Source organism: Streptococcus sp. 27098_8_66 (assembly GCF_041431945.1).
Taxonomy (GTDB): domain Bacteria; phylum Bacillota; class Bacilli; order Lactobacillales; family Streptococcaceae; genus Streptococcus; species Streptococcus dentalis.
Genome location: NZ_JAPVYS010000001.1, coordinates 80815 through 103010 on the forward strand (window position 1 = coordinate 80815; position 22196 = coordinate 103010).

The window sequence follows — 22196 nt, forward strand, 5'->3', positions numbered from 1 at the left end:
AGTATCCAGCCTCTTTTTCTAACCAACTTAAAGGAGACAAGATGAAAAAAATTATCGTTTTAATGACAAGTTTGCTTCTGTTGACAGGCTGCGTCAAAGTATCGTTTACTGGCCCGAAAAAAGAAGAAAAGACCAGCCAGTCAACCAGCAGAAAAAAAGAACCCCTCACATTTGTCAGAGCCGACCAGTACAAAGATCAGAACAACGAAGTCTTGGAAGCATCTGAGAAATTTATCAAGGAACATCCAATGCTTGGAGAACCTGGAAAATTATTTGTATTTTTCCCAGGCTATACCTTTGGAGATGAGGAAAATCGCTTCGCCTTGTTCTTTATCGTGAATCGTACTACTACAACCATCGATCGTGATGGATCCTTTGTTCTGAATTTGGAATATGATGGGGAGCCACTTTTCAAAGATGTCACAGTTGACTATGAAATCAACGAATCTGGTGTATTGAAACCCAATACGGTTGCAGCCATGCCTATCAAAATCACCAAGGAACAAGAAGAAAAAATGAAGAGCATGAACGATTCATCTAAAGCTAAAATGAGTTTCAAAGACTTCAAATTTAAAGATAAGTAGAAGAAGAAGTCGGTCTTACAAGCGATCTTAAAATAAAAGATATAAAATAATCGCTTTTATAAAAGAAATTCGTTTTCAAAGCGCAAAAATACTTGTCTTTGTCTGATAGAAGTGATATACTAAGAGAGTTGACTATGCACATGCCTGTGCAACCGCTCGAACATCGTCGCTCATTTCCATGAGAGTAAGTGGTTCGTCCCACGATGCTAGGCGAGTCTTCACAAAAATACGGGGAAACCCAAAAATACATAGGAGGTGCATAATGAGCACATACGCAATCATTAAAACTGGCGGAAAACAAGTTAAAGTTGAAGTTGGTCAAGCTATCTACGTTGAAAAATTGAACGTTGAAGCTGGTCAAGAAGTTACATTTAACGAAGTTGTTCTTGTTGGTGGTGAAAACACTGTTGTCGGAACTCCACTTGTTTCAGGAGCTACTGTTGTTGGAACTGTTGAAAAACAAGGAAAACAAAAGAAAGTTGTTACTTACAAGTACAAACCTAAAAAAGGTAGCCACCGTAAACAAGGTCACCGTCAACCTTACACTAAAGTTGTCATCAACGCTATCAACGCTTAATTTTTAGGAGAACACATGATACAAGCAGTCTTTGAACGAGCCGAAGATGGCGAGCTGAGGAGTGCAGAAATCACTGGGCACGCTGGAAGCGGTGAATACGGCTTTGATGTCGTGTGTGCATCGGTTTCGACTCTAGCCATTAACTTTGTCAACTCTGTTGAGAAATTTGCAGGCTACGAACCGGATCTAGAATTAAACGAAGAAGAAGGTGGCTTCCTGCGGGTGACGATCCCGACAGATATTCCACCTCATCAAAGAGAAATGACCCAACTATTCTTTGAATCATTTTTCTTAGGGATGGCAAACTTATCGGAGAACTCATCAGAGTTCGTCCAAACAAGAGTTATCACAGAAAACTAACATGGAGGAAAACAATTATGTTGAAATTGAATCTTGCTAACTTGCAACTTTTCGCCCACAAAAAAGGTGGAGGTTCTACATCAAACGGACGTGATTCACAAGCAAAACGTCTTGGAGCTAAAGCAGCTGATGGACAAACTGTAACAGGTGGATCTATCCTTTACCGTCAACGCGGTACTCACATCTACCCAGGTGTGAACGTTGGACGTGGTGGAGACGATACTTTGTTCGCAAAAGTTGAAGGCGTAGTACGCTTCGAACGTAAAGGTCGCGATAAAAAACAAGTTTCTGTTTACCCAATCGCAAAATAAAAAGGTTTCCTTAACCTTTTTATCCCGAGCCTTGATCCAAAGGTGAGGAAGCTAGAAATAGCATAAATCAAAGCTTTCCGGATTGACGGAAGGCTTTTTTTTTATTTATTTAAAAATATCTTGTTTACTCTTGTTAATATAATGTTTGAATTTGTGTTTTTTGAAAAATGTAGTATAATAGAGACAAATATAGTAGGAATGGAAGTAGTACCATGAAAGATAGCAGACATGTTGAAATTCTTCAGGAACTGGATCGAAAAAGTGTGGTATCGGTCAAAGAGCTTAAGGAACTCTTTGGGGTGACAGACATGACCATTCGTCGCGATCTGATCGATCTTGAAAAACAAGGTCTTTTAGTTCGTGTACATGGTGGGGCCCACAAAAAAGTCAAAGATAGTTTATTAGAAGCTTCTCACAGTGAGAAAAATCTGATCAATATTGATGAGAAACGATCCATTGCCAAAAAATGTGCAGACTTGATCGAAAATGGGGATACCGTCTTTATTGGCTCAGGTACAACAACAGACTTTATCGGAGATTATTTGGAAGGGAAAGAAATTAGCATCGTCACCAACTCCCTGCCTATTTTTGAGAAGCTCAAGGATTTCCCGAATTATGACTTGATCTTAGTTGGTGGTCGCTACCGGGTAAAGACACAAACCTTTGTCGGTCAATTTGCCAATAAACTCTTGAAAGAAATCAAGGTTTCTAAAGCCTTTATCGGGGTCAATGGAATCGATGGCCATAGTGTCTCCACAGCTAATGAAGAAGAAGGAAATGGCAATGCCATTATTCTGAACAATGCGATAGAAAAATATGTGGTAGCTGATAACAGCAAGTTTGATAGTTATTCCTTCTACAGTTTCTATCGTGTGGAAGATCTGAATGCCATTATTACCGATGATAGTATTCCAAAGAAAATCAAAGACAAATACGCCTTGTATACGAAAATCATTTAAGATCAAGTGGTCTCAAAAAAGAGACCACTTTTTACTTATTTAAGGATGTTAGAAAATGACGGTTAGGAAGCGCTTTAAAGAGTAATATGAACAAAAATAAACAAAATACGACAAAAAATGATTGACATTCAATCAATATAGTGATATACTCTAACCATAAAATAAATAGTTAGATAAGGAGGTGGCAACAATGGGATTAAATCAACTCTTTAACAAAGATCTTGTATTTTGCCTTCATGCCAAGGATCAAAAAGATCTCTTTGAGCAGGTAGCAAGCTTATTGGAAGAGCGACAGATTGTGACACCAACCTATCGTTCCGCTTTGATTGAGCGTGAAAAGTCTTTCCCGACTGGATTAGACATGGAATTTCTTGGTAAGGACTTACCAAATGTGGCGATTCCGCACACAGACATTGTCCATAATCTCACTGAGAATGTGGTCGTGGTTCGTTTGGATCAACCGGTAACCTTCCATAATATGATTGCTCCAGATAAGGAAGTTCAAGTTTCACTTTTATTCTTCATTATCAACAATTCAAGCTCTAGCCAAACCAATATTTTGGCCCAGCTGATGGATTTCTTTACATCCAATGGAAATCTCGAAGCTCTATCAAAATTAGATAGTGAAGATAAGCTTTATCAATACATTACGGAAACTATTTCCTAAAACATTCGTAAATATTTATAATGGAGGACATCCAAATGATTAAAATTTTAGCTGCCTGTGGTGCAGGTGTTAACTCTAGCCACCAAATTAAGAATGCCTTGGAAGAAGAGTTGTCAAACCGCGGTTATGATGTGCGTTGTGACGCTGTCATGGTCAAAGACGTGAATGAAGACTTGATTTCAGGCTATGACATCTTTACTCCAATTGCTGCAACTGATTTGGGATTCGATCCTGGTATTCCAGTGGTAGAAGCAGGACCAATTTTATTCCGTATTCCAGCAATGAGTGCGCCAGTTTTTGATAACATCGAAGCTGCCATTAAAGAACATGGATTAAGTTAATATTTTTTTAAAACAGTTTGTAAGCGTTATCCAATGATAAAGTTGGAAATGATTAAAGCGTAATATATAAAATTATAAATCGGGAGGATTTATTATGAATGGCATTATTGATTTTGCCAATAAATTTTTCAAACCCATCCTAGACATGGGTGGTCCGATCATCATGTTAATCATTTTGACGGTTTTGGCCCTCTTGTTTGGAGTGAAATTCTCCAAAGCTCTTGAAGGTGGTATTAAACTTGCCATCGCCCTTACTGGTATCGGTGCAATCATCGGTATGTTGAATGGTGCTTTCTCAGCTTCTCTTGCAAAATTTGTTGAGAATACAGGTATCCAATTGACTATTACTGACGTTGGTTGGGCTCCACTTGCAACCATCACATGGGGTTCTGCTTGGACGCTCTACTTCTTGTTGGTTATGCTGATTGTCAACATCGTGATGTTGTTAATGAAGAAAACTGACACACTTGATGTCGACATCTTCGATATTTGGCACTTGTCAATCACTGGTCTTTTGATTAAATGGTATGCCGATAACAATGGAGTTAGCCAAGGAGTTTCACTTTTCGTTGCAACTCTTGCAGTCGTTCTTGTTGGGATCATGAAGATCATCAACTCAGACTTGATGAAACCAACATTTGATGATTTGTTGAATGCACCAAGTTCATCACCAATGACATCTACTCACATGAACTACATGATGAACCCAATCATCATGGTCTTGGATAAAATCTTTGACAAATTCTTCCCAGGTCTTGATAAATACGACTTTGACGCTGCTAAATTGAACAAGAAGATCGGTTTCTGGGGATCTAAATTCTTTATCGGTTTCCTTCTTGGTATCGTCATCGGTATCATGGGTACTCCACATCCAGTTGCTGGTGTGCAAGATGCTGCCAAATGGGAATTGGTTATTAAAGGTTGGTTGAGCCTTGGTTTGACTGCCGGTGTCTGCTTGGAATTGTTCTCATTGATCGGTTCTTGGTTCATCGCAGCGGTAGAACCATTGTCACAAGGTATTACAAACATTGCTACTAAACGTCTTCAAGGACGTAAATTCAACATCGGTTTGGACTGGCCATTTATCGCTGGTCGTGCTGAAATCTGGGCTTGTGCGAACGTACTTGCACCAATCATGTTGATAGAAGCAGTGCTTCTTTCTAAAGTCGGAAATGGTATCTTGCCACTTGCAGGTATCATCGCTATGGGTGTAACTCCAGCCTTATTGGTTGTAACACGCGGTAAATTGATCCGTATGATCATCTTCGGAAGCCTTCTCTTGCCACTCTTCCTTCTTTCAGGTACATTGATTGCACCATTTGCAACTCAATTGGCTAAGAGTGTTGATGCCTTCCCTAAAGGGGTAGCTTCTACTCAATTGATCACTCACTCAACTCTTGAAGGACCAGTTGAAAAATTGCTCGGTTGGACAATCGGTAACGCAACAACTGGTGATATCAAAGCTATCCTTGGTGTAGTTGTCTTCTTGGCATTCTATATCGGAATCTTCGCTTGGTACAGAAAACAAATGATCAAACGTAACGAAGAATATGCTGCAAATGCAAAATAATCGTTGCATGTAGTTTGAAAACTGACACCATATCTGTTGTGGATATGGTGTTTTTATTTTAAAAAATGTTCGAAAATAAACAATTTAATGTTGACTTTCGTTCAAAATAGGTGTAATATAATATCAAAAGTAAGAAAATGTTCCTTTGTGAAAAATTAACAACAGGGATATTTGCTGAAACGAACAAAAGGAGGACAGGACATGTCTATTGTAATTGGTGCAGATGCTGCAGGATTAAGATTAAAAGATCTCGTGAAAGAGTTTCTTGTAAAAGAAAACTTCGACGTTGTGGATGTAACTGCTGAAGGTCAAGATTTTGTAGATGTGACACTTGCAGTTGCGAGCGAAGTGAACAAAAACGATCAAAATCTTGGAATCGTGATTGATGCTTACGGTGCTGGTCCATTTATGGTTGCAACTAAAATCAAAGGAATGGTCGCAGCAGAAGTTTCAGATGAACGTTCTGCTTATATGACACGTGGACACAACAATTCTCGTATGATTACCATGGGTGCTGAAATTGTTGGGGATGAATTGGCCAAGAACATTGCCAAAGGCTTCGTCAATGGTAAATACGACGGTGGTCGTCACCAAATCCGTGTCGATATGTTGAATAAGATGTGCTAATGAGAGGAGAATTCAAATGAGAATTGCAATTGGTTGTGATCACATTGTGACAAATGAAAAAATGGCTGTTTCTGATTTTTTGAAATCAAAAGGATACGAAGTGCTCGACTTTGGGACTTATGACCATACACGTACCCACTATCCAATCTTTGGTAAGAAAGTCGGTGAAGCCGTAGCAAGTGGCCAAGCAGATCTTGGTGTTTGTATCTGTGGTACTGGTGTTGGGATTAACAATGCTGTTAACAAAGTACCTGGTATCCGTTCTGCCTTGGTACGCGATATGACAACTGCTCTTTATGCAAAAGAAGAATTGAACGCGAATGTCATCGGGTTTGGGGGTAAAATTACTGGTGAATTGCTCATGTGCGATATCATTGAAGCATTCATCCACGCTGAATACAAACCAACTGAAGAAAATAAAAAATTGATCGCTAAGATCCAACATGTGGAAACCCATAATGCTCATCAAGCGGATGCTGATTTCTTTACAGAATTCCTTGAAAAATGGGACCGTGGTGAATACCACGACTAAGAGGTGACGTATGATATTAACGGTCACGATGAACCCTTCGATTGATATTTCTTATCCTTTGGATGTACTCCAGTTGGATACAGTCAATCGTGTAGCTGAGGTGAGTAAGACAGCTGGTGGAAAAGGTCTCAATGTTACCCGTGTACTTTCTGAGATAAAGGATCCAGTGGCAGCGACTGGCCTACTTGGTGGTCGGACGGGGCAATTCATTCTCGATCATTTAGGAGAAGGGATAGAGGAACGTTTCTTTGAAATTGCTGGAGATACACGTAATTGTATCGCCATCCTTCACGAAGGCAAGCAAACAGAAATCTTAGAAAAAGGTCCAACCATTTCTGAGAAAGAAGGCCAAGACTTTCTCGACCATTATCGTCACTTGGTTGAACAAGTAGAGGTTGTTGCCATCTCTGGAAGTCTTCCTGCTGGTTTACCAGTGGACTACTATGCTAGCCTTGTCAAGATTGCAAGGGAAGCTGGGAAACCAGTCGTACTTGATTGCTCGGGAGCTTCTTTAGAAGCTGCCATTCAAACAGCTGTCAAGCCTACGGTCATTAAACCAAACAATGAAGAATTATCTCAGTTGTTAGGAAAAGAAGTGAGTAAGAATGTGGAAGACTTAAAAGAAGTTCTTCAGGATTCTCTCTTTGATGGCATCGAATGGGTGATTGTCTCCCTTGGTGCAAATGGCGCTTTCGCTAAGCATGGGGATGTCTTCTATAAGGTAGATATTCCTAAGATCGATGTCGTCAATCCAGTCGGATCTGGTGATTCGACTGTTGCAGGGATTGCATCTGGTCTCTATCATCATGAGAGTGACGCAGACTTGCTCAAGAAAGCAAATGTTCTTGGAATGTTAAATGCGCAAGAAGCACAAACAGGACATGTCAACATGGGGCATTATGATGCCTTGTATCAACAATTAATCGTAAAAGAGGTATAAAATGGTATTAACAGAACAAAAACGCAACTATTTGGAACGTCTTAGTACAAAAGACGGTGTCATTTCAGCTTTGGCCTTCGACCAACGTGGGGCTTTGAAACGCTTGATGGCCAAATATCAAGACACAGAACCAACAGTAGCACAAATGGAAGAATTAAAAGTCCTTGTAGCTGATGAATTGACAAAATATGCTTCATCTATGTTATTGGACCCAGAATATGGTCTACCTGCTACAAAAGCCTTGGACAAAGATGCTGGTCTCTTACTTGCCTATGAAAAAACAGGTTACGATACATCAAGCACCAAGCGCTTGCCAGACTGCTTGAACCTTTGGTCAGCAAAACGCATCAAAGAACAAGGCGCAGATGCTGTGAAATTCTTGCTCTACTATGATGTAGACAGTGCAGATGAACTCAACCAAGAAAAACAAGCTTATATCGAACGCATCGGTTCTGAATGCGCTGCTGAAGATATTCCATTCTTCCTTGAAATCTTGGCTTATGATGAAGGAATTGCAGATGCAACCTCTGCTGAATATGCGAAAGTGAAACCTCGTAAGGTGATTGAGGCTATGAAAGTCTTTTCAGATCCTCGTTTCAATATCGATGTCTTGAAAGTGGAAGTTCCAGTTAATGTGAACTTCGTGGAAGGATTTGGAGAAGGAGAAGTTGTCTATAGTCGTGAAGAAGCAGCTGCTTTCTTCAAAGAACAAGAAGAAGCAACCAACCTTCCATACATCTACCTCAGTGCAGGTGTATCTGCAAAACTCTTCCAAGAAACCTTGGAATTTGCTCATGCATCTGGTGCAAACTTCAACGGCGTTCTTTGTGGACGTGCGACATGGGCAGGTTCAGTAGAAGCTTACATCAAAGATGGAGAAGCAGCTGCTCGTGAATGGCTTCGTACAGAAGGGCGTCAAAATATTGAAGAATTGAACGCAGTCTTGGATAAAGTAGCAACACCTTGGACAGAACGCGTATAAGATTCAATGATGATTGCCTCCTAAAGCAACAGTTAGAGAGTGGGACAGTAATCGGTCATTCGGTAGAATTCGATTTCGTCGTCCCACCTCCGCACAGTTGAGTAGGGCTGTAAAAGCTGATGAAATCAGCGTAGTAGAGCCCACTCAACCACTGCGTCTTGCTCGACAATCCAAAGATGATTGAGAGGCTAGGACTTTTATCCCAGCCTCTTCATTATTTCAAGGTCTTGTTTATTTTTTATAAAAAAATGTTTAAAAATTTTCGCTGTAAGGGTTTACAAAACAAAAAGTTTATGATAGAATAAGTTTATAAGTTGAATAGCAGTGAGCGTTACTAAGTTAGATTAGGCGTGACCACAAGTAGACTGAACAATTAGTGTATGCTAGTTTTTTCAGTTGCTTCGTGGTCATTTTTATTTGCTTTTAACAAATTTTACAAAGGAGAGCCTCATGTATCGTATTATCCATCCAATGAACAATAATGTTGCTTTGGTTCAAAATGAACTACAACAAGAGTTGATTGTTATTGGGAGTGGGATTGCATTTGGGAAAAAGAAAAATGATCTAGTAGCTGATGATAAGGTCGAAAAAGTATTTCGTTTAAACACGGATGAGTCAAGAGAAAACTTTATGGCCCTTCTAAAGAATGTTCCTCTTGATTTCATTACAACCACTTATGAAGTGATTGATACCTTGTCTAAGAAATATGCCTATCCTGTTCAAGAATATATCTATGTGACATTAACAGATCACATCTTTTGTTCTTACCAGGCAGTTCAACAGGGAAGATATAAATACAGTGACCTTCCTGATGTGTCTGCTATGCATCCGATTCCCTATAAAATCGCAAAAGAAGCGATTGAGATCTTTCGAAAGCGGCTCTTGGATCAATTTCCTGACGATGAAGTGAATCGCATCGCTTATCATTTCATTAATGCACAAGGGCAAATGATTCATGAGCAAGATCCAGATGTTCAGGACCGACAAGTTATTTTGAAAGCTGTAGAAGAAAAACTAGCTCAAAATGGATTGAAACGGAAAGAAGAAAACAGTCATTTCTATGATCGCTTTATGATCCATCTCAATTATTTCCTAGATTCGCTAGATAAGGGAAGAGAAGATCCAGAAGGTTTGAGCGAGATGGAACAACTGATTCAGCTAAGTTATCCAAAGGCTTATGAGATTAGTCATCAAATCTACCAAACCATCGCTGAACAGACAGGAGCCAAGATATCTCCTAATGAAAAAGTCTATTTAGCCCTTCATATTCAACGTCTATTATAAAAATTTTCAAAAGGTATCATAAGGAGGAACCAACATGAATAAAGAAGAAGTCCAATTACTTGGGTTTGAAATTGTCGCTTATGCCGGTGACGCTCGATCAAAATTAGTGGAAGCCTTAAAAGCTGCTGAAAATGGTGATTTTGCTAAAGCAGAATCCTTAGTAGAAGAAGCGGGGTCTTGTATCGCTGAGGCTCACAAATCTCAAACGACCATGCTAGCGCATGAAGCAGCAGGAGAAGAAATCCCCTATAGCATTACCATGATGCATGGTCAAGACCATCTCATGACAACAATCCTATTAAAAGACGTGATTCACCATCTGATTGAACTATATAAAAGAGGAGCGAAATAATGAATAAACTGATTGAACTGATTGAAAAAGGGAAACCTTTCTTTGAAAAGATTTCTCGAAACAAATATTTGCGAGCGATTCGGGATGGCTTTATTGCAGGGATGCCTGTTATCCTTTTCTCATCTATCTTCATCCTAATTGCGTATGTACCAAACGCTTGGGGATTCCATTGGTCTAAAGATATTGAAACTTTCTTGATGACTCCATATAGCTATTCTATGGGCATCTTGGCCTTCTTCGTTGGTGGTACAACGGCTAAGGCTTTGACTGATTCAATGAACCGCGACCTTCCAGCAACTAACCAAATCAACTTCATTTCTACAATGTTGGCTTCTATGGTTGGCTTCTTGCTCATGGCTGCCGAACCTGCTAAAGAAGGTGGATTCTTAACAGCCTTCATGGGTACAAAAGGTCTGTTGACAGCCTTCATTGCAGCCTTTGTTACCGTTAATGTTTATAAGGTCTGTGTGAAAAATAATGTGACGATTCGCATGCCAGACGAGGTTCCACCAAATATTTCACAAGTATTTAAAGACCTGATTCCATTTACATTGTCAGTTGTACTCTTGTATGCACTTGAATTAGTTGTGAAAGCAAGCCTTCATGTAACGGTTGCTGAATCAATCGGTACCCTTCTTGCTCCACTATTCTCAGCAGCAGACGGTTATGTTGGTATTACGATTATTTTCGGTGCCTTTGCATTCTTCTGGTTTATTGGTATTCACGGCCCATCTATCGTTGAGCCTGCGATTGCAGCGATCACTTATGCAAATGCCGAAGTCAACTTGAACCTCCTTCAACAAGGTATGCACGCTGATAAGATCCTTACATCTGGTACACAAATGTTCATCGTCACTATGGGTGGTACTGGTGCAACTCTTGTTGTTCCGTTCATGTTTATGTGGTTATGTAAATCGAAACGAAATCGTGCTATTGGACGCGCTTCAGTAGTTCCTACATTCTTTGGTGTAAACGAACCAATCTTGTTTGGTGCACCACTTGTTTTGAACCCAATCTTCTTTATCCCATTCATCTTTGCACCAATTGCAAACGTATGGATCTTTAAGTTCTTTATTGAAACACTTGGCATGAACTCATTTACTGCCAACCTTCCATGGACTACACCAGGACCTCTTGGTATTGTTCTTGGTACAAACTTCCAGTTCTTATCATTCGCTCTTGCAGCATTGTTAATTGTAGTAGATATTGTTATCTACTATCCATTCCTCAAGGTTTATGATGAACAAATTCTTGAAGAAGAACGTTCAGGTAAAACTAATGATGAATTAAAAGAAAAGGTAGCTGCAAACTTTAACACTGCAAAAGCAGATGCTATTCTTGAAAAAGCTGGAGTAGATTCAGCACAAAATACAATTACTGAAGAAACAAACGTCCTCGTTCTTTGTGCTGGTGGAGGAACAAGTGGTCTTCTTGCCAATGCTTTGAATAAAGCCGCAGAAGAGTATAAAGTTCCAGTTAAAGCTGCAGCAGGTGGCTATGGAGCCCACCGTGAAATGTTGCCAGAATTTGACCTTGTTATCTTGGCGCCTCAGGTTGCTTCCAACTTCGAAGATATGAAGGCTGAAACAGATAAACTAGGCATCAAATTGGCGAAGACAGAAGGTGCTCAGTACATCAAGTTAACCCGTGATGGAAAAGGTGCTCTAGCCTTTGTTCAAGCTCAATTTGAAGAATAAGAACTAAAAAGTGAGATGGAGATGGATGGCTCACTAACTCCTCTCCCCTCGCTTTTCATTTTATCCAATCAAGAAATAGGTGAAAATATGACAAAAACACTTCCTAAAGATTTTATTTTTGGTGGCGCAACTGCAGCTTATCAGGCAGAAGGTGCGACTCATACAGACGGTAAAGGACCTGTTGCATGGGATAAATATTTAGCAGACAACTATTGGTATACTGCTGAACCAGCGAGTGATTTCTACCATAAATATCCAGTAGACTTACAGTTGGCGGAAGAATATGGCGTAAACGGAATTCGTATTTCTATTGCTTGGTCACGTATTTTCCCAACTGGCTATGGTGAAGTCAATCCAAAAGGGGTAGAATTCTATCATAAGTTATTTGCAGAATGCCATAAACGTCATGTAGAACCATTCGTAACTCTTCACCACTTTGATACTCCTGAAGCTCTTCACTCAAATGGAGACTTCTTGAATCGTGAAAATATCGAACACTTTGTAGATTATGCTGCTTTCTGTTTTGAAGAATTCCCAGAAGTCAACTACTGGACAACCTTCAATGAAATTGGCCCAATCGGTGATGGTCAATACTTGGTTGGTAAATTCCCACCAGGTATTCAATATGACCTTGCCAAAGTCTTCCAATCTCACCACAATATGATGGTTTCTCATGCACGTGCTGTGAAATTGTACAAAGACAAAGGTTATAAAGGTGAAATCGGGGTTGTTCACGCACTTCCAACTAAGTATCCATTGGATCCTAAAAATCCTGCAGACGTACGTGCTGCTGAGTTGGAAGATATCATCCACAACAAGTTTATCTTGGATGCGACTTACCTCGGACACTATTCAGATGCAACCATGGAAGGGGTAAACCACATTCTTTCAGTTAATGGTGGTAGTCTGGATCTTCGGGACGAAGACTTTGCAGCACTTGAAGCAGCTAAAGATTTGAACGACTTCCTTGGAATTAACTACTACATGAGTGATTGGATGGAAGCCTTTGATGGCGAAACAGAAATCATTCATAATGGTAAAGGGGAAAAAGGAAGCTCTAAATACCAAATCAAAGGTGTTGGACGTCGTGTAGCTCCTGACTATGTACCTCGTACTGACTGGGACTGGATCATCTACCCTCAAGGTTTGTATGATCAAATCATGCGTGTCAAGAAAGATTATCCAAATTACAAGAAGATCTACATCACTGAAAACGGACTTGGATACAAAGATGAGTTTGTGGACAATACGGTTTATGACGATGGCCGGATTGATTATGTGAAACAACACTTGGAAGTCTTGTCGGATGCGATTGCTGATGGTGCAAACGTCAAAGGATACTTCATCTGGTCTCTTATGGACGTCTTCTCTTGGTCTAATGGTTACGAAAAACGCTATGGTCTCTTCTATGTAGACTTTGAAACCCAAGAGCGCTATCCGAAGAAATCGGCTCATTGGTACAAGAAAGTAGCTGAAACTCAAGTGATTGAATAAGTATCAACTGGAACTGTTTTAGTTCCAGTTTTTTTATTTTCACTTGATGAAGGTCTCTTAAACGCATCTCTTCTTTCAGCCCCTAATTTATGGTATAATAGATCGATACTGTAATAAGGAAAATAGAATGAATATACAACAATTACGATATGTAGTGGCGATTGCCAATAGTGGTACTTTTCGTGAGGCTGCTGAAAAAATGTATGTGAGTCAGCCGAGCTTGTCTATTTCAGTACGCGATCTGGAAAAGGAACTGGGCTTTAAAATTTTTCGTCGAACTAGTTCGGGGACATTTTTGACCCGTCGGGGAATGGAATTTTATGAAAAAGCGCAGGACGTGGTTAAGGGGTTTGATATTTTTCAAAATCAATATGCCAGTCCTGAAGAAGAGAAGAAAGAATTCTCTATTTCTAGTCAACACTATGACTTCTTGCCACCATTGATGACGGAATTCTCGATCCGCTATCCGGAAAATAAAAACTTCCGCATCTTTGAGTCAACGACGGTCCAAATTTTGGATGAAGTGGCTCAAGGGCATAGTGAGTTGGGGATTATTTATCTCAACCGTCAAAATACCAAGGGAATTATGCAACGGGTTGATAAATTAGGACTTGAAGTGGTGGATTTGATTCCTTTTCAGACTCATATTTACCTTCGCAAGGGACACCCTCTGGCTAAGAAGAAAAAACTGGTCATGGAAGATCTAGCTCAATTGCCAACTGTTCGCTTTACCCAAGAAAAAGATGAGTACCTCTATTATTCAGAGAATTTTGTCGATACCAGTTCGAGCTCCCAAATGTTCAATGTAACCGACCGGGCCACCTTGAATGGGATCTTGGAGCGGACAGATGCTTATGCGACAGGATCAGGCTTTTTAGATAGCCAGTCCGTGAATGGTATTACCGTGATTCCTTTAGAAGACAACTTGGACAATAAAATGGTCTATGTCAAACGCGAAGAGATGGATCTCTCCCCTGTAGCAGAGAAGTTTGTCGAGGTCATGGTAGAGTATTTTGATCAAAAGAGGTAAGAAATGAAGAGAAAAATAATGGTTCCAGTAGCAATTGTGCTATTGGTCCTACTGGATCAGTTGGTCAAATGGTATGTAGTCAAGAACATTCCACTGGGTGTCGTTAAGTCTTTTATTCCCCATGTGGTCAGCCTGACCTATCTTCAAAACACAGGTGCAGCTTTTTCACTTCTTGAAAATCAGCAATGGTTCTTTACCCTCATCACTCTAGTCGTGATGGTAGGGGCCTTTTACTATCTTTATAAGCACCTTAAGGGGTCGCTTTGGATGGTGATGGGCTTGACCTTGGTGATTGCAGGTGGCTTGGGGAATTTTATCGATCGCCTGCGTCAGGGCTTTGTGGTCGATATGTTCCACCTGGATTTTATGAATTTTGCCATTTTTAATGTAGCAGATAGTTATTTGACAGTTGGAGTTTTCTTGCTCCTGATCCTGATGTTGAAAGAGGAAACGCATGGAAATTAAAATCGAAGTAGCCGGTGCGCGACTGGATAAGGCTTTGGCGGATTTGACTCCCTTGTCACGAGCTGTAGCCAATGAGCAGATCAAAGAAGGAAAAGTTCTGGTCAATGGAACTGTGAAAAAAGCTAAGTATACGGTCAAAGAAGGAGACATCATCCAGTATGAAGTCCCAGAAGTGGAAGAGGTCAGCTATGAAGCAGAAGATCTGCCCTTAGACATCGTCTATGAGGACCAGGATGTCGTCGTCGTCAATAAACCCCAAGGCATGGTTGTTCACCCGAGTGCCGGCCACACCAGCGGGACCTTGGTCAATGCACTGTTATACCATGTCAAGGACCTTTCAGGGATCAATGGAGAATTGCGTCCAGGGATCGTTCATCGGATCGACAAAGACACGTCAGGCCTCTTGATGGTCGCAAAAAATGACCAAGCCCACGTCGCCTTAGCAGAGGAACTCAAAGACAAAAAATCTCTCCGGAAGTATTGGGCCATTGTCCATGGCAATCTTCCTAACGATCGGGGCATGATCGAAGCACCAATTGGTCGCAGTGAAAAGGACCGGAAAAAACAAGCAGTGACGGCTAAAGGAAAACCTGCAGTGACCCGTTTTCAAGTCTTGGAACGCTTTGGGGATTACACGCTGGTAGAGTTGCAACTGGAGACTGGTCGGACCCACCAAATTCGGGTGCATATGGCCTATATTGGCCATCCAGTAGCTGGAGATCCTGCTTATGGACCTAAGAAAACACTCAAAGGACAAGGACAGTTTCTTCATGCGCGGACACTTGGTTTCACCCACCCTCGCACAGGAGAGACTTTGGAATTTACAGCAGAAGTGCCAGCGATCTTTGAGAAAACGCTGGAAGACCTTCGAAAAGGATAATGGAGAATGGGAGTGGGAAAGAACTCCTAAAAATAAAAAGGTTGAAAAGGTTCCCTAAACCTTTTCAATTTTCCCAACCAGCATAGCTTCAACAGTCTGGGAGACTGTTGAAGGTTGCAGATAAAGGAAACTTTGTTTCCAACATTAGGTTAACTTTGGAGCCTAAAAAGCGAACAAAGACTTAGGATACTTGCTTCGCAAGTTCTATCCGCCACCTCAAAGCAGTGCTTTGAGCAATCAACCACTGCGTCATGCAGTTATTACTATCAAACATAGAGAGCTGGACAGTATTTGTCCAGCCTCACTTTCATTAGATACGAAATAAATAGTATTAGAAAGAATCATAGCGATGAAAGCAAAACGAATCGTCTTTAAAGTAGGGACCTCGTCGTTGACCAATCCCGATGGGAGCCTCTCCAGACAGAAGGTCAAGGTCATTACGCAGCAGTTGGCTCTCTTACATGAATCAGGTCATGAGTTGATCTTGGTCTCATCAGGGGCTGTCGCTGCTGGATTTGGTGCCCTTGGTTTTAAGAAACGGCCGACCAAGGTGGCAGACAAGCAAGCTTCTGCGGCAGTTGGGCAAGGCTTACTGATGGAAGAATACACAGCTAACCTGCTCTTACGCAACATTGTTTCTGCGCAGATTTTGTTGACCCAGGATGACTTTGCGGATCAGCGTCGCTATAAGAATGCCCACCAGGCCCTTTCTGTCTTGCTCAATCGTGGAGCCATCCCGATTATCAATGAAAACGATACGGTCTCGATTGCTGAGTTAAAAGTAGGAGACAATGATACCTTAAGTGCGCAGGTTGCAGCCATGGTTCAAGCGGATCTTTTGGTGCTTTTAACAGATGTAGATGGCCTCTATACAGCCAATCCTTCTCAGGATCCAACAGCTAAGCGCTTGGATCGAATCGAACACATTTCTCGTGAGATGATCGAGATGGCTGGTGGTGCTGGCAGTAGCAACGGAACTGGTGGAATGCTGACCAAACTCAAGGCAGCGACCCTTGCGACCGAGTCAGGGGTTCCTGTCTATATTTGCTCATCTCTCAAGCCTGATGCCTTGCTCGAAGCAGCGCAAGAGCAAGCAGATGGCAGTTACTTCCTTGCAGAGGACAAGGGCTTAAAAACACAGAAGCAATGGCTAGCCTTTTATGCTGAAAGCAAAGGTGCTGTTTGGGTGGATGCTGGAGCAGCGGAAGCCCTGTTGGATCATGGGAAGAGTTTATTGATTTCTGGTGTGACCAAGGCAGAAGGGGATTTCTCTTATCACGACATTGTCAGCGTCTATCATCAAGAGACTGGTCAATTACTAGGAAAAGGCAAGGTCCGTCTCGGTCAATCAGCTGTGCGTGATATGCTCCAATCTAAAAAAGCTAAGGGAATCCTCATCCACCGGGATGATTGGATCTCGGTAACTCCTGAGATTGACCTACTCTTTACAGAATTCTAGAGAAAAACGTATGGGAACAACACAAGAACAATTAGCCTTAGCCAGATCAGCTAAGAAAAGCATCAATACAGCCAATACAGCTCTTAAAAATCAGGCCTTGGAGGCCATGGCTAGCCAGCTTTTGAAAGCGACGGAAGCCATTTTAGTAGCCAATCAGATCGATATGGAAGCTGCACGAGGGAAGATCTCTGAAGTCATGCTGGATCGCCTTTTTCTGGATCAAGAGCGGATTGCAGGGATGGCACAAGGAATTCGTGCTTTAATAGACCTGCCAGATCCGATTGGGGAAGTGCTGGATACTGAAGTCTTAGAAAATGGCCTTGAAATCCAGAAAGTTCGAGTCGCCATGGGTGTTATTGGCATCATTTATGAAAGCCGTCCAAATGTGACGTCTGATGCTGCAGCGCTTGCCATCAAGAGTGGAAATGCAGTGGTCCTTCGTACAGGAAAGGATGCTTTTCATTCTGCCCAAGCGATCGTGACAGCCCTCAAGGCTGGATTGGAAGAATCAGGACTGAATCCAGATCTTCTCCAACTGATCCAAGATACGAGTCGAGCTTCTAGCCTTGCGTTGATGAAGGCTAAGGGCTATCTGGATTTGCTTATTCCACGTGGTGGAGCTGGCTTGATCCAAGCGGTGGTTGAAAATGCCATTGTCCCCGTGATCGAGACAGGAACTGGGATCGTCCATGTCTATGTGGATAAAGATGCTGACTTCCAGAAAGCACTCGCCATTATTGAAAATGCTAAGACTAGTCGGCCGTCTGTCTGCAATGCCATGGAGGTCTTGTTGGTCGATCGAGCGATCGCGTCTGACTTCTTGCCCTTGGTCAAGGAGCGTTTAGTGGATGCACGGGAAAGATCCGTTGAGTTGCGCCTTGATGAGCAAGCGCAGGTTATTATTTCTGGAACAGCAGTGCAAGAGCAGGATTTTGATACCGAATTTTTAGATTATATTTTAGCAGTCAAGGTTGTTGATGGAGTAGAGGAAGCAGTGGACCACATTGAAGCTCATAGCACCCATCATTCGGATGCTATTGTGACTGAAAATCCTGAGACAGCCGCTTATTTCACCAAGCAAGTAGATTCAGCAGCCGTTTATGTCAATGCTTCTACACGCTTTACAGATGGAGGTCAATTTGGCCTAGGTTGTGAAATGGGAATCTCAACCCAAAAACTCCATGCTCGTGGACCGATGGGACTCCGGGAAATGACCAGTTACAAGTATATCGTCAGTGGAAATGGTCAAGTGAGGTAAGAAATGAAAGTAGCATTTATCGGTCTTGGAAACATGGGGGCTAGTTTAGCCAAAGCAGTCGCAAAAGAAGTGGACGCGCAAGACCTGCTCTTGGTCAATCGCTCTCCTCAAAAGGTGCAAGAGTTTATCAGCCAGTATGGGGGAACGGCGTCTGATCTTGAACAAGTCTTTCAAGAAGCTGAAGTGATCTTTTTAGGGGTCAAACCCTATCAGATTTGCCCTCTCTTAGAAGAGTATCAAGGCATTTTGGCCCAACACTCTAATCTCTTGCTAGTGTCCATGGCTGCAGGCCTGGAACTAGAAAAGATGGCTGACGTGATCCAGAACGACCATCTAGGGCTAATTCGCATCATGCCCAATACGCCCGTAGCCATTGGCCAGGGTGTCATCAGTCTGGCCCGCTCCCAAGCAGTGACAGACCAGCAAGTAGCCAAAGTCAACCAGCTCTTATCAGGAGCAGGGGCCCTATTCGAAATTGAAGAAAAATTGATGGATCCTGCAACGGCTGTTGCGGGCTGTGGGCCAGCCTTTGTCTATCAGATGATTGAAGCCATGGCAGATGCAGGAGTAGGATTAGGACTTACACGAGAACAAGCCTTGCAGATGGCTGCACAGACTTTCAAAGGAGCTGCGAGTATGGTCCTAGAAACAGGAGAACACCCAGCCCACTTGCGAGATGCAGTTTGTAGCCCAGGCGGCTCTACCATCGCAGGAGTCAACCGCTTAGAACAAGTCGGCCTGCGGGGCGATATCATTGCAGGAGTGGAAGCAGCCTATAAACGCACCCAAGAGATGGGACAAGAGGCAACGAAGGAATAGAAAAAGATTGGTTTTCGCCAATCTTTTTTACGTTAGAGCGACTCTATTTCTACCAAATCATTTTCCGTCAGACGATAGATTTTTTGGCAGACTTCTTTGAGGAAGGTCCGGTCGTGGGAGACCGTGACTAGTCCACCTGGGTAGTCTGCGAATAGGCGTCGAATTTCTGGTTGGGAAGTGGGGGAAAAATTGCGAGTAGGCTCGTCCAAGAGCAGAAACTGGGGACTTATGAGCACTAGTTGAAGGAGATAGAGTTTTCCTTGCTGGCCACCAGAAAGTTCATAGATAGGATGGTGCATTTCAGAATAGGTAAAGTTGAGGGAGGCTAAATGCAATTGAATGGTGTTGATTTCTTCGCGATCGCCTGAATGCTGTAAGAATTGAACTGGTGTCTGAGTCAGAGGGAGGCCTTCAGTGTAATCTTGAGGCATATAGGCAGTGCGGATACTTTCATTCTTCTGTAGACTTTTCCATATCATTTTTAGAAAAGTGGATTTCCCCACACCGTTGGAACCGATAATCCCTATTTTATCCTGTCCTAGAATAGTAAGGGAGAGGTTCTTGACCAGGACTAGGTCACCAATTGCGAGTTCTTCCTGATCTAATAGAAGGACTCGTTTTTGAGGAGACAAGGGAGTAAGGGGAGGAAAATGCAGATTGATGACTTCCTCATCATAGGGTTGGGGAGTCATGGATTGGAATTCTCGCTCGTAGCGCTTTTCTTGTGAGAGGAGGGACTTCATTTTCTTTGCCAGGAGACGTCCAGCAGTGCTATCCTTAGTGTTTCGTAAGGATGTTTCAACTTGCTGACGGACGCGACGATGCTTCTCCATTGTTTTTCGGTAGGTTCGTTGATCGTTGGCAGCTTGCTGGGACTGCTGCTTGAATTGTTGCTCCCTCTGGCTACTGTAGTCTTGATAGCCTAGGTGCTCTACAATGGTTTCAGCCTCCTTGCGGTGTTTGATCTGTCTTAGATGGATGATCGTATCCGCCGTCTGAGTCAAAAAATCCTCATGATGGGAAATAAATAAAATGGTTTGGGGGCTCGTTTGGATCATCTGCTGGAGCCAGTCTAGGGTTTCCAAATCCAAATCATTTGAAGGTTCATCTAAAAATAGTAATTCATGAGGACGACAAAGTTCGTGAAGCAGTTGGACTTTGAGGGCTTCTCCTCCAGATAGACTTCCAATAGCTTGGTCGCTTGAAAAGCGGTCGCTATCAAATTCCAATTGATCAGCCAGTCTGTAGAGGGTGGCATAGTCTAGCTCGTCTTCTCCAAAAAAATATTCTTCCAATGTTTTTCCCTTCAAGGCTTCCGGCAAAGACTGGGGAATATAGGCATAGGAGTGAAAGGAAGTGGTGATTTCCCCTTTTATTGTCAGATAATCTGGTAGGGATTTTGGGGACATGAGGACATGAAGCAAAGAAGACTTTCCATTACCTTCTTCGCCAATAATGGCAACTTTTTCCCCTTCATGAATGGTTAGGGATAAATCGCGAACCAGATCGCGTAAATCTTTTGTGTGGCGGATGGTGAGGTGGGATAGTTTTAGCATAAGATTCCTTTCTACTGGGACAAAAAAACAGCTCTACTTATTTAGTAGAGCTGTTTTCAAGTGGAACCCAAGCATAAAAAGACCTAATTTAGCCAACAAATAGTTGGAGAAGAGGCGAGAGGGTACACAAAAAGAGATAGAACAAGCAGTCCACTAAATAAAGTATCTTATTTAACGAAACTTAGTTGTTCATATCTCCTTACCTCCGAATGTAATTAGCTTTATTCTATTCCTTTCATTCCTTCTTGTCAAGGAAAACCTTGCTTCATCCACCTTTTCTTCTCGGACTTAGGGGGGAATTTATGGTATAATTAAAGCTATGCATACAAAACCAACGTCCGCTTATGTCCACATCCCATTTTGTACCCAGATTTGTTTTTATTGTGATTTTTCGAAGGTCTTTATTAAGAACCAACCGGTCGATGCTTATCTAGATCATTTGATCCAAGAATTTCGTCGGGAAGATATCACAAATTTACGGACTCTCTATATCGGGGGTGGGACACCGACAGCCTTAACTGCGGATCAGCTAGATTATCTGCTCAAGGAGCTAACCAAGTCGCTTGATCTTTCTCAGATGGAGGAGTTGACCATCGAGGCTAATCCTGGTGATTTGGATCCGGATAAGATCGCTGTCTTAAAGGATTCACCGGTTAATCGGGTTTCATTGGGGGTACAGACCTTTGATAATCGCTTGCTCAAAAAGATTGGTCGGAGCCATCAAGAGCAGGATATCTATGACAATATCGATCGTCTAAAGCTGGCTGGTTTTGACAATATTTCGATCGACCTCATCTATGCCCTTCCGACGCAAACTATGGAGCAGGTCCAGGAAAATGTCGCGAAGGCTCTTGCTCTCGACATTCCTCATATGAGCCTCTATAGCTTGATTCTGGAGAATCACACCGTCTTTATGAATCGCATGAGACGGGGCAAGCTTCCTCTACCAAAAGAGGAGTTAGAAGCGGAGATGTTTGAATACATCATTCAGGAGTTGGAGCGTGCGGGCTTTGAGCATTACGAAATTTCCAATTTCTCCAAGCCTGGTTTTGAAAGTCGCCACAACCTCATGTATTGGGATAATGCGGAGTATTATGGTCTGGGAGCTGGTGCATCCGGCTACGTCAATGGGATTCGCTACAAGAATCATGGGCCTATCCGTCACTATATGCAGGCTGTCGAAGAGGGAAATGCGCGTGTCCAAGAAGAACATCTGAGTCAGACAGAAATGATGGAAGAAGAGATGTTTCTGGGACTGCGTAAGAAAACAGGCGTTTCTAAGAAGCGTTTTGAAGAAAAATTTGGTGTGAATTTTGACCAACAATATGGACTAGTGGTTGAGGAATTGACCCAGCAGGGACTCTTGGTGCCTGACAAGGATATTGTTCGCATGACCAAGAAAGGTCTCTTTTTAGGAGACACTGTAGCAGAGAAGTTTATTTTGGAGTAGAA

At 42.1% G+C, this 22196-nt stretch carries 24 protein-coding genes and 1 other annotated feature; of the genes, 23 read left to right on the forward strand and 1 reads right to left on the reverse strand.

Features of this window, described 5'->3' with window-relative positions; translation table 11 throughout:
* Positions 1-41: 41 nt before the first annotated feature.
* The 22 genes from O3642_RS00425 (at position 42) to proC (ending at position 19188) form a co-directional block, all read left to right on the forward strand.
* Positions 42-584 (forward strand): hypothetical protein, encoded by a 543-nt coding sequence (locus tag O3642_RS00425; protein ID WP_254732382.1) that lies wholly within the window; start codon positions 42-44, stop codon positions 582-584.
* A gap of 140 nt (positions 585-724) precedes the next feature.
* Positions 725-812 (forward strand) — a sequence feature (ribosomal protein L21 leader region).
* A gap of 34 nt (positions 813-846) precedes the next feature.
* Positions 847-1161, forward strand: a complete 315-nt coding sequence (rplU, locus tag O3642_RS00430; protein WP_003002830.1) for a 50S ribosomal protein L21 — start codon at positions 847-849, stop codon at positions 1159-1161.
* 15 nt (positions 1162-1176) lie between these two features.
* Positions 1177-1521 carry a ribosomal-processing cysteine protease Prp gene (locus O3642_RS00435; protein WP_003002581.1) on the forward strand — a complete coding sequence of 115 codons (345 nt, stop codon included), beginning with the start codon at positions 1177-1179 and terminating at the stop codon, positions 1519-1521.
* A gap of 17 nt (positions 1522-1538) precedes the next feature.
* Complete coding sequence (rpmA, locus tag O3642_RS00440; RefSeq protein WP_003002805.1) at positions 1539-1832, forward strand: 50S ribosomal protein L27; 294 nt, start codon at positions 1539-1541, stop codon at positions 1830-1832.
* A gap of 212 nt (positions 1833-2044) precedes the next feature.
* Positions 2045-2791: a DeoR/GlpR family DNA-binding transcription regulator gene (locus O3642_RS00445; protein ID WP_003007732.1), complete on the forward strand. Its 747-nt coding sequence runs from the start codon at positions 2045-2047 to the stop codon at positions 2789-2791.
* Positions 2792-2981: 190 nt separating this feature from the next.
* Positions 2982-3458 carry a PTS sugar transporter subunit IIA gene (locus tag O3642_RS00450; RefSeq protein WP_049485466.1) on the forward strand — a complete coding sequence of 159 codons (477 nt, stop codon included), beginning with the start codon at positions 2982-2984 and terminating at the stop codon, positions 3456-3458.
* Between the two features lie 35 nt (positions 3459-3493).
* A complete protein-coding gene (locus tag O3642_RS00455) occupies positions 3494-3799 on the forward strand; it encodes a PTS sugar transporter subunit IIB (protein WP_003002828.1) in 306 nt (101 codons plus the stop codon).
* 94 nt (positions 3800-3893) lie between these two features.
* Entirely contained in the window at positions 3894-5369 is a 1476-nt protein-coding gene (locus O3642_RS00460) for a PTS galactitol transporter subunit IIC (protein WP_371605155.1), read from the forward strand.
* Between the two features lie 201 nt (positions 5370-5570).
* Positions 5571-5996 (forward strand): galactose-6-phosphate isomerase subunit LacA, encoded by a 426-nt coding sequence (gene lacA / locus O3642_RS00465; protein ID WP_003007724.1) that lies wholly within the window; start codon positions 5571-5573, stop codon positions 5994-5996.
* Between the two features lie 16 nt (positions 5997-6012).
* Positions 6013-6528, forward strand: coding sequence for a galactose-6-phosphate isomerase subunit LacB (gene lacB, locus O3642_RS00470; RefSeq protein WP_003002763.1), 516 nt, complete (start codon positions 6013-6015; stop codon positions 6526-6528).
* A 10-nt stretch (positions 6529-6538) separates the two neighbouring features.
* The gene (locus tag O3642_RS00475) at positions 6539-7468 is read left to right on the forward strand and encodes a tagatose-6-phosphate kinase (RefSeq protein WP_155124825.1); all 930 of its coding nucleotides are present in this window, start codon (positions 6539-6541) and stop codon (positions 7466-7468) included.
* 1 nt (position 7469) lies between these two features.
* A complete protein-coding gene (gene lacD / locus O3642_RS00480) occupies positions 7470-8450 on the forward strand; it encodes a tagatose-bisphosphate aldolase (RefSeq protein WP_155124826.1) in 981 nt (326 codons plus the stop codon).
* A gap of 450 nt (positions 8451-8900) precedes the next feature.
* Complete coding sequence (locus O3642_RS00485; protein ID WP_049472541.1) at positions 8901-9734, forward strand: PRD domain-containing protein; 834 nt, start codon at positions 8901-8903, stop codon at positions 9732-9734.
* Positions 9735-9768: 34 nt separating this feature from the next.
* Positions 9769-10086, forward strand: a complete 318-nt coding sequence (locus O3642_RS00490; RefSeq protein WP_003007713.1) for a PTS lactose/cellobiose transporter subunit IIA — start codon at positions 9769-9771, stop codon at positions 10084-10086.
* Positions 10086-11783 carry a lactose-specific PTS transporter subunit EIIC gene (locus tag O3642_RS00495; RefSeq protein ID WP_023918364.1) on the forward strand — a complete coding sequence of 566 codons (1698 nt, stop codon included), beginning with the start codon at positions 10086-10088 and terminating at the stop codon, positions 11781-11783. Before O3642_RS00490 ends, O3642_RS00495 begins: the two co-directional genes overlap by 1 nt.
* 87 nt (positions 11784-11870) lie before the next feature.
* Complete coding sequence (lacG, locus tag O3642_RS00500; RefSeq protein ID WP_049474595.1) at positions 11871-13277, forward strand: 6-phospho-beta-galactosidase; 1407 nt, start codon at positions 11871-11873, stop codon at positions 13275-13277.
* A gap of 127 nt (positions 13278-13404) precedes the next feature.
* Positions 13405-14307, forward strand: a complete 903-nt coding sequence (locus O3642_RS00505; protein ID WP_003001728.1) for a LysR family transcriptional regulator — start codon at positions 13405-13407, stop codon at positions 14305-14307.
* Between the two features lie 3 nt (positions 14308-14310).
* Positions 14311-14772, forward strand: a complete 462-nt coding sequence (lspA, locus tag O3642_RS00510) for a signal peptidase II (RefSeq protein ID WP_023918362.1) — start codon at positions 14311-14313, stop codon at positions 14770-14772.
* Positions 14762-15652 carry an RluA family pseudouridine synthase gene (locus O3642_RS00515; RefSeq protein WP_023918361.1) on the forward strand — a complete coding sequence of 297 codons (891 nt, stop codon included), beginning with the start codon at positions 14762-14764 and terminating at the stop codon, positions 15650-15652. The genes lspA and O3642_RS00515 overlap by 11 nt, the downstream gene beginning before the upstream one ends.
* A 349-nt stretch (positions 15653-16001) precedes the next feature.
* Entirely contained in the window at positions 16002-17111 is a 1110-nt protein-coding gene (proB, locus tag O3642_RS00520; protein WP_371605156.1) for a glutamate 5-kinase, read from the forward strand.
* Positions 17112-17121: 10 nt separating this feature from the next.
* Complete coding sequence (locus O3642_RS00525) at positions 17122-18369, forward strand: glutamate-5-semialdehyde dehydrogenase (protein WP_371605157.1); 1248 nt, start codon at positions 17122-17124, stop codon at positions 18367-18369.
* 3 nt (positions 18370-18372) lie between these two features.
* The gene (proC, locus tag O3642_RS00530; RefSeq protein WP_371605158.1) at positions 18373-19188 is read left to right on the forward strand and encodes a pyrroline-5-carboxylate reductase; all 816 of its coding nucleotides are present in this window, start codon (positions 18373-18375) and stop codon (positions 19186-19188) included.
* 32 nt (positions 19189-19220) lie between these two features.
* Here the strand turns inward: proC and O3642_RS00535 are convergent, their stop codons facing one another.
* A complete protein-coding gene (locus tag O3642_RS00535) occupies positions 19221-20744 on the reverse strand; it encodes an ATP-binding cassette domain-containing protein (RefSeq protein ID WP_371605159.1) in 1524 nt (507 codons plus the stop codon).
* A gap of 319 nt (positions 20745-21063) precedes the next feature.
* Here O3642_RS00535 and hemW point away from each other — a divergent pair, with 319 nt between their 5' ends.
* Positions 21064-22194 carry a radical SAM family heme chaperone HemW gene (gene hemW / locus O3642_RS00540; protein ID WP_371605160.1) on the forward strand — a complete coding sequence of 377 codons (1131 nt, stop codon included), beginning with the start codon at positions 21064-21066 and terminating at the stop codon, positions 22192-22194.
* Positions 22195-22196: the final 2 nt, after the last annotated feature.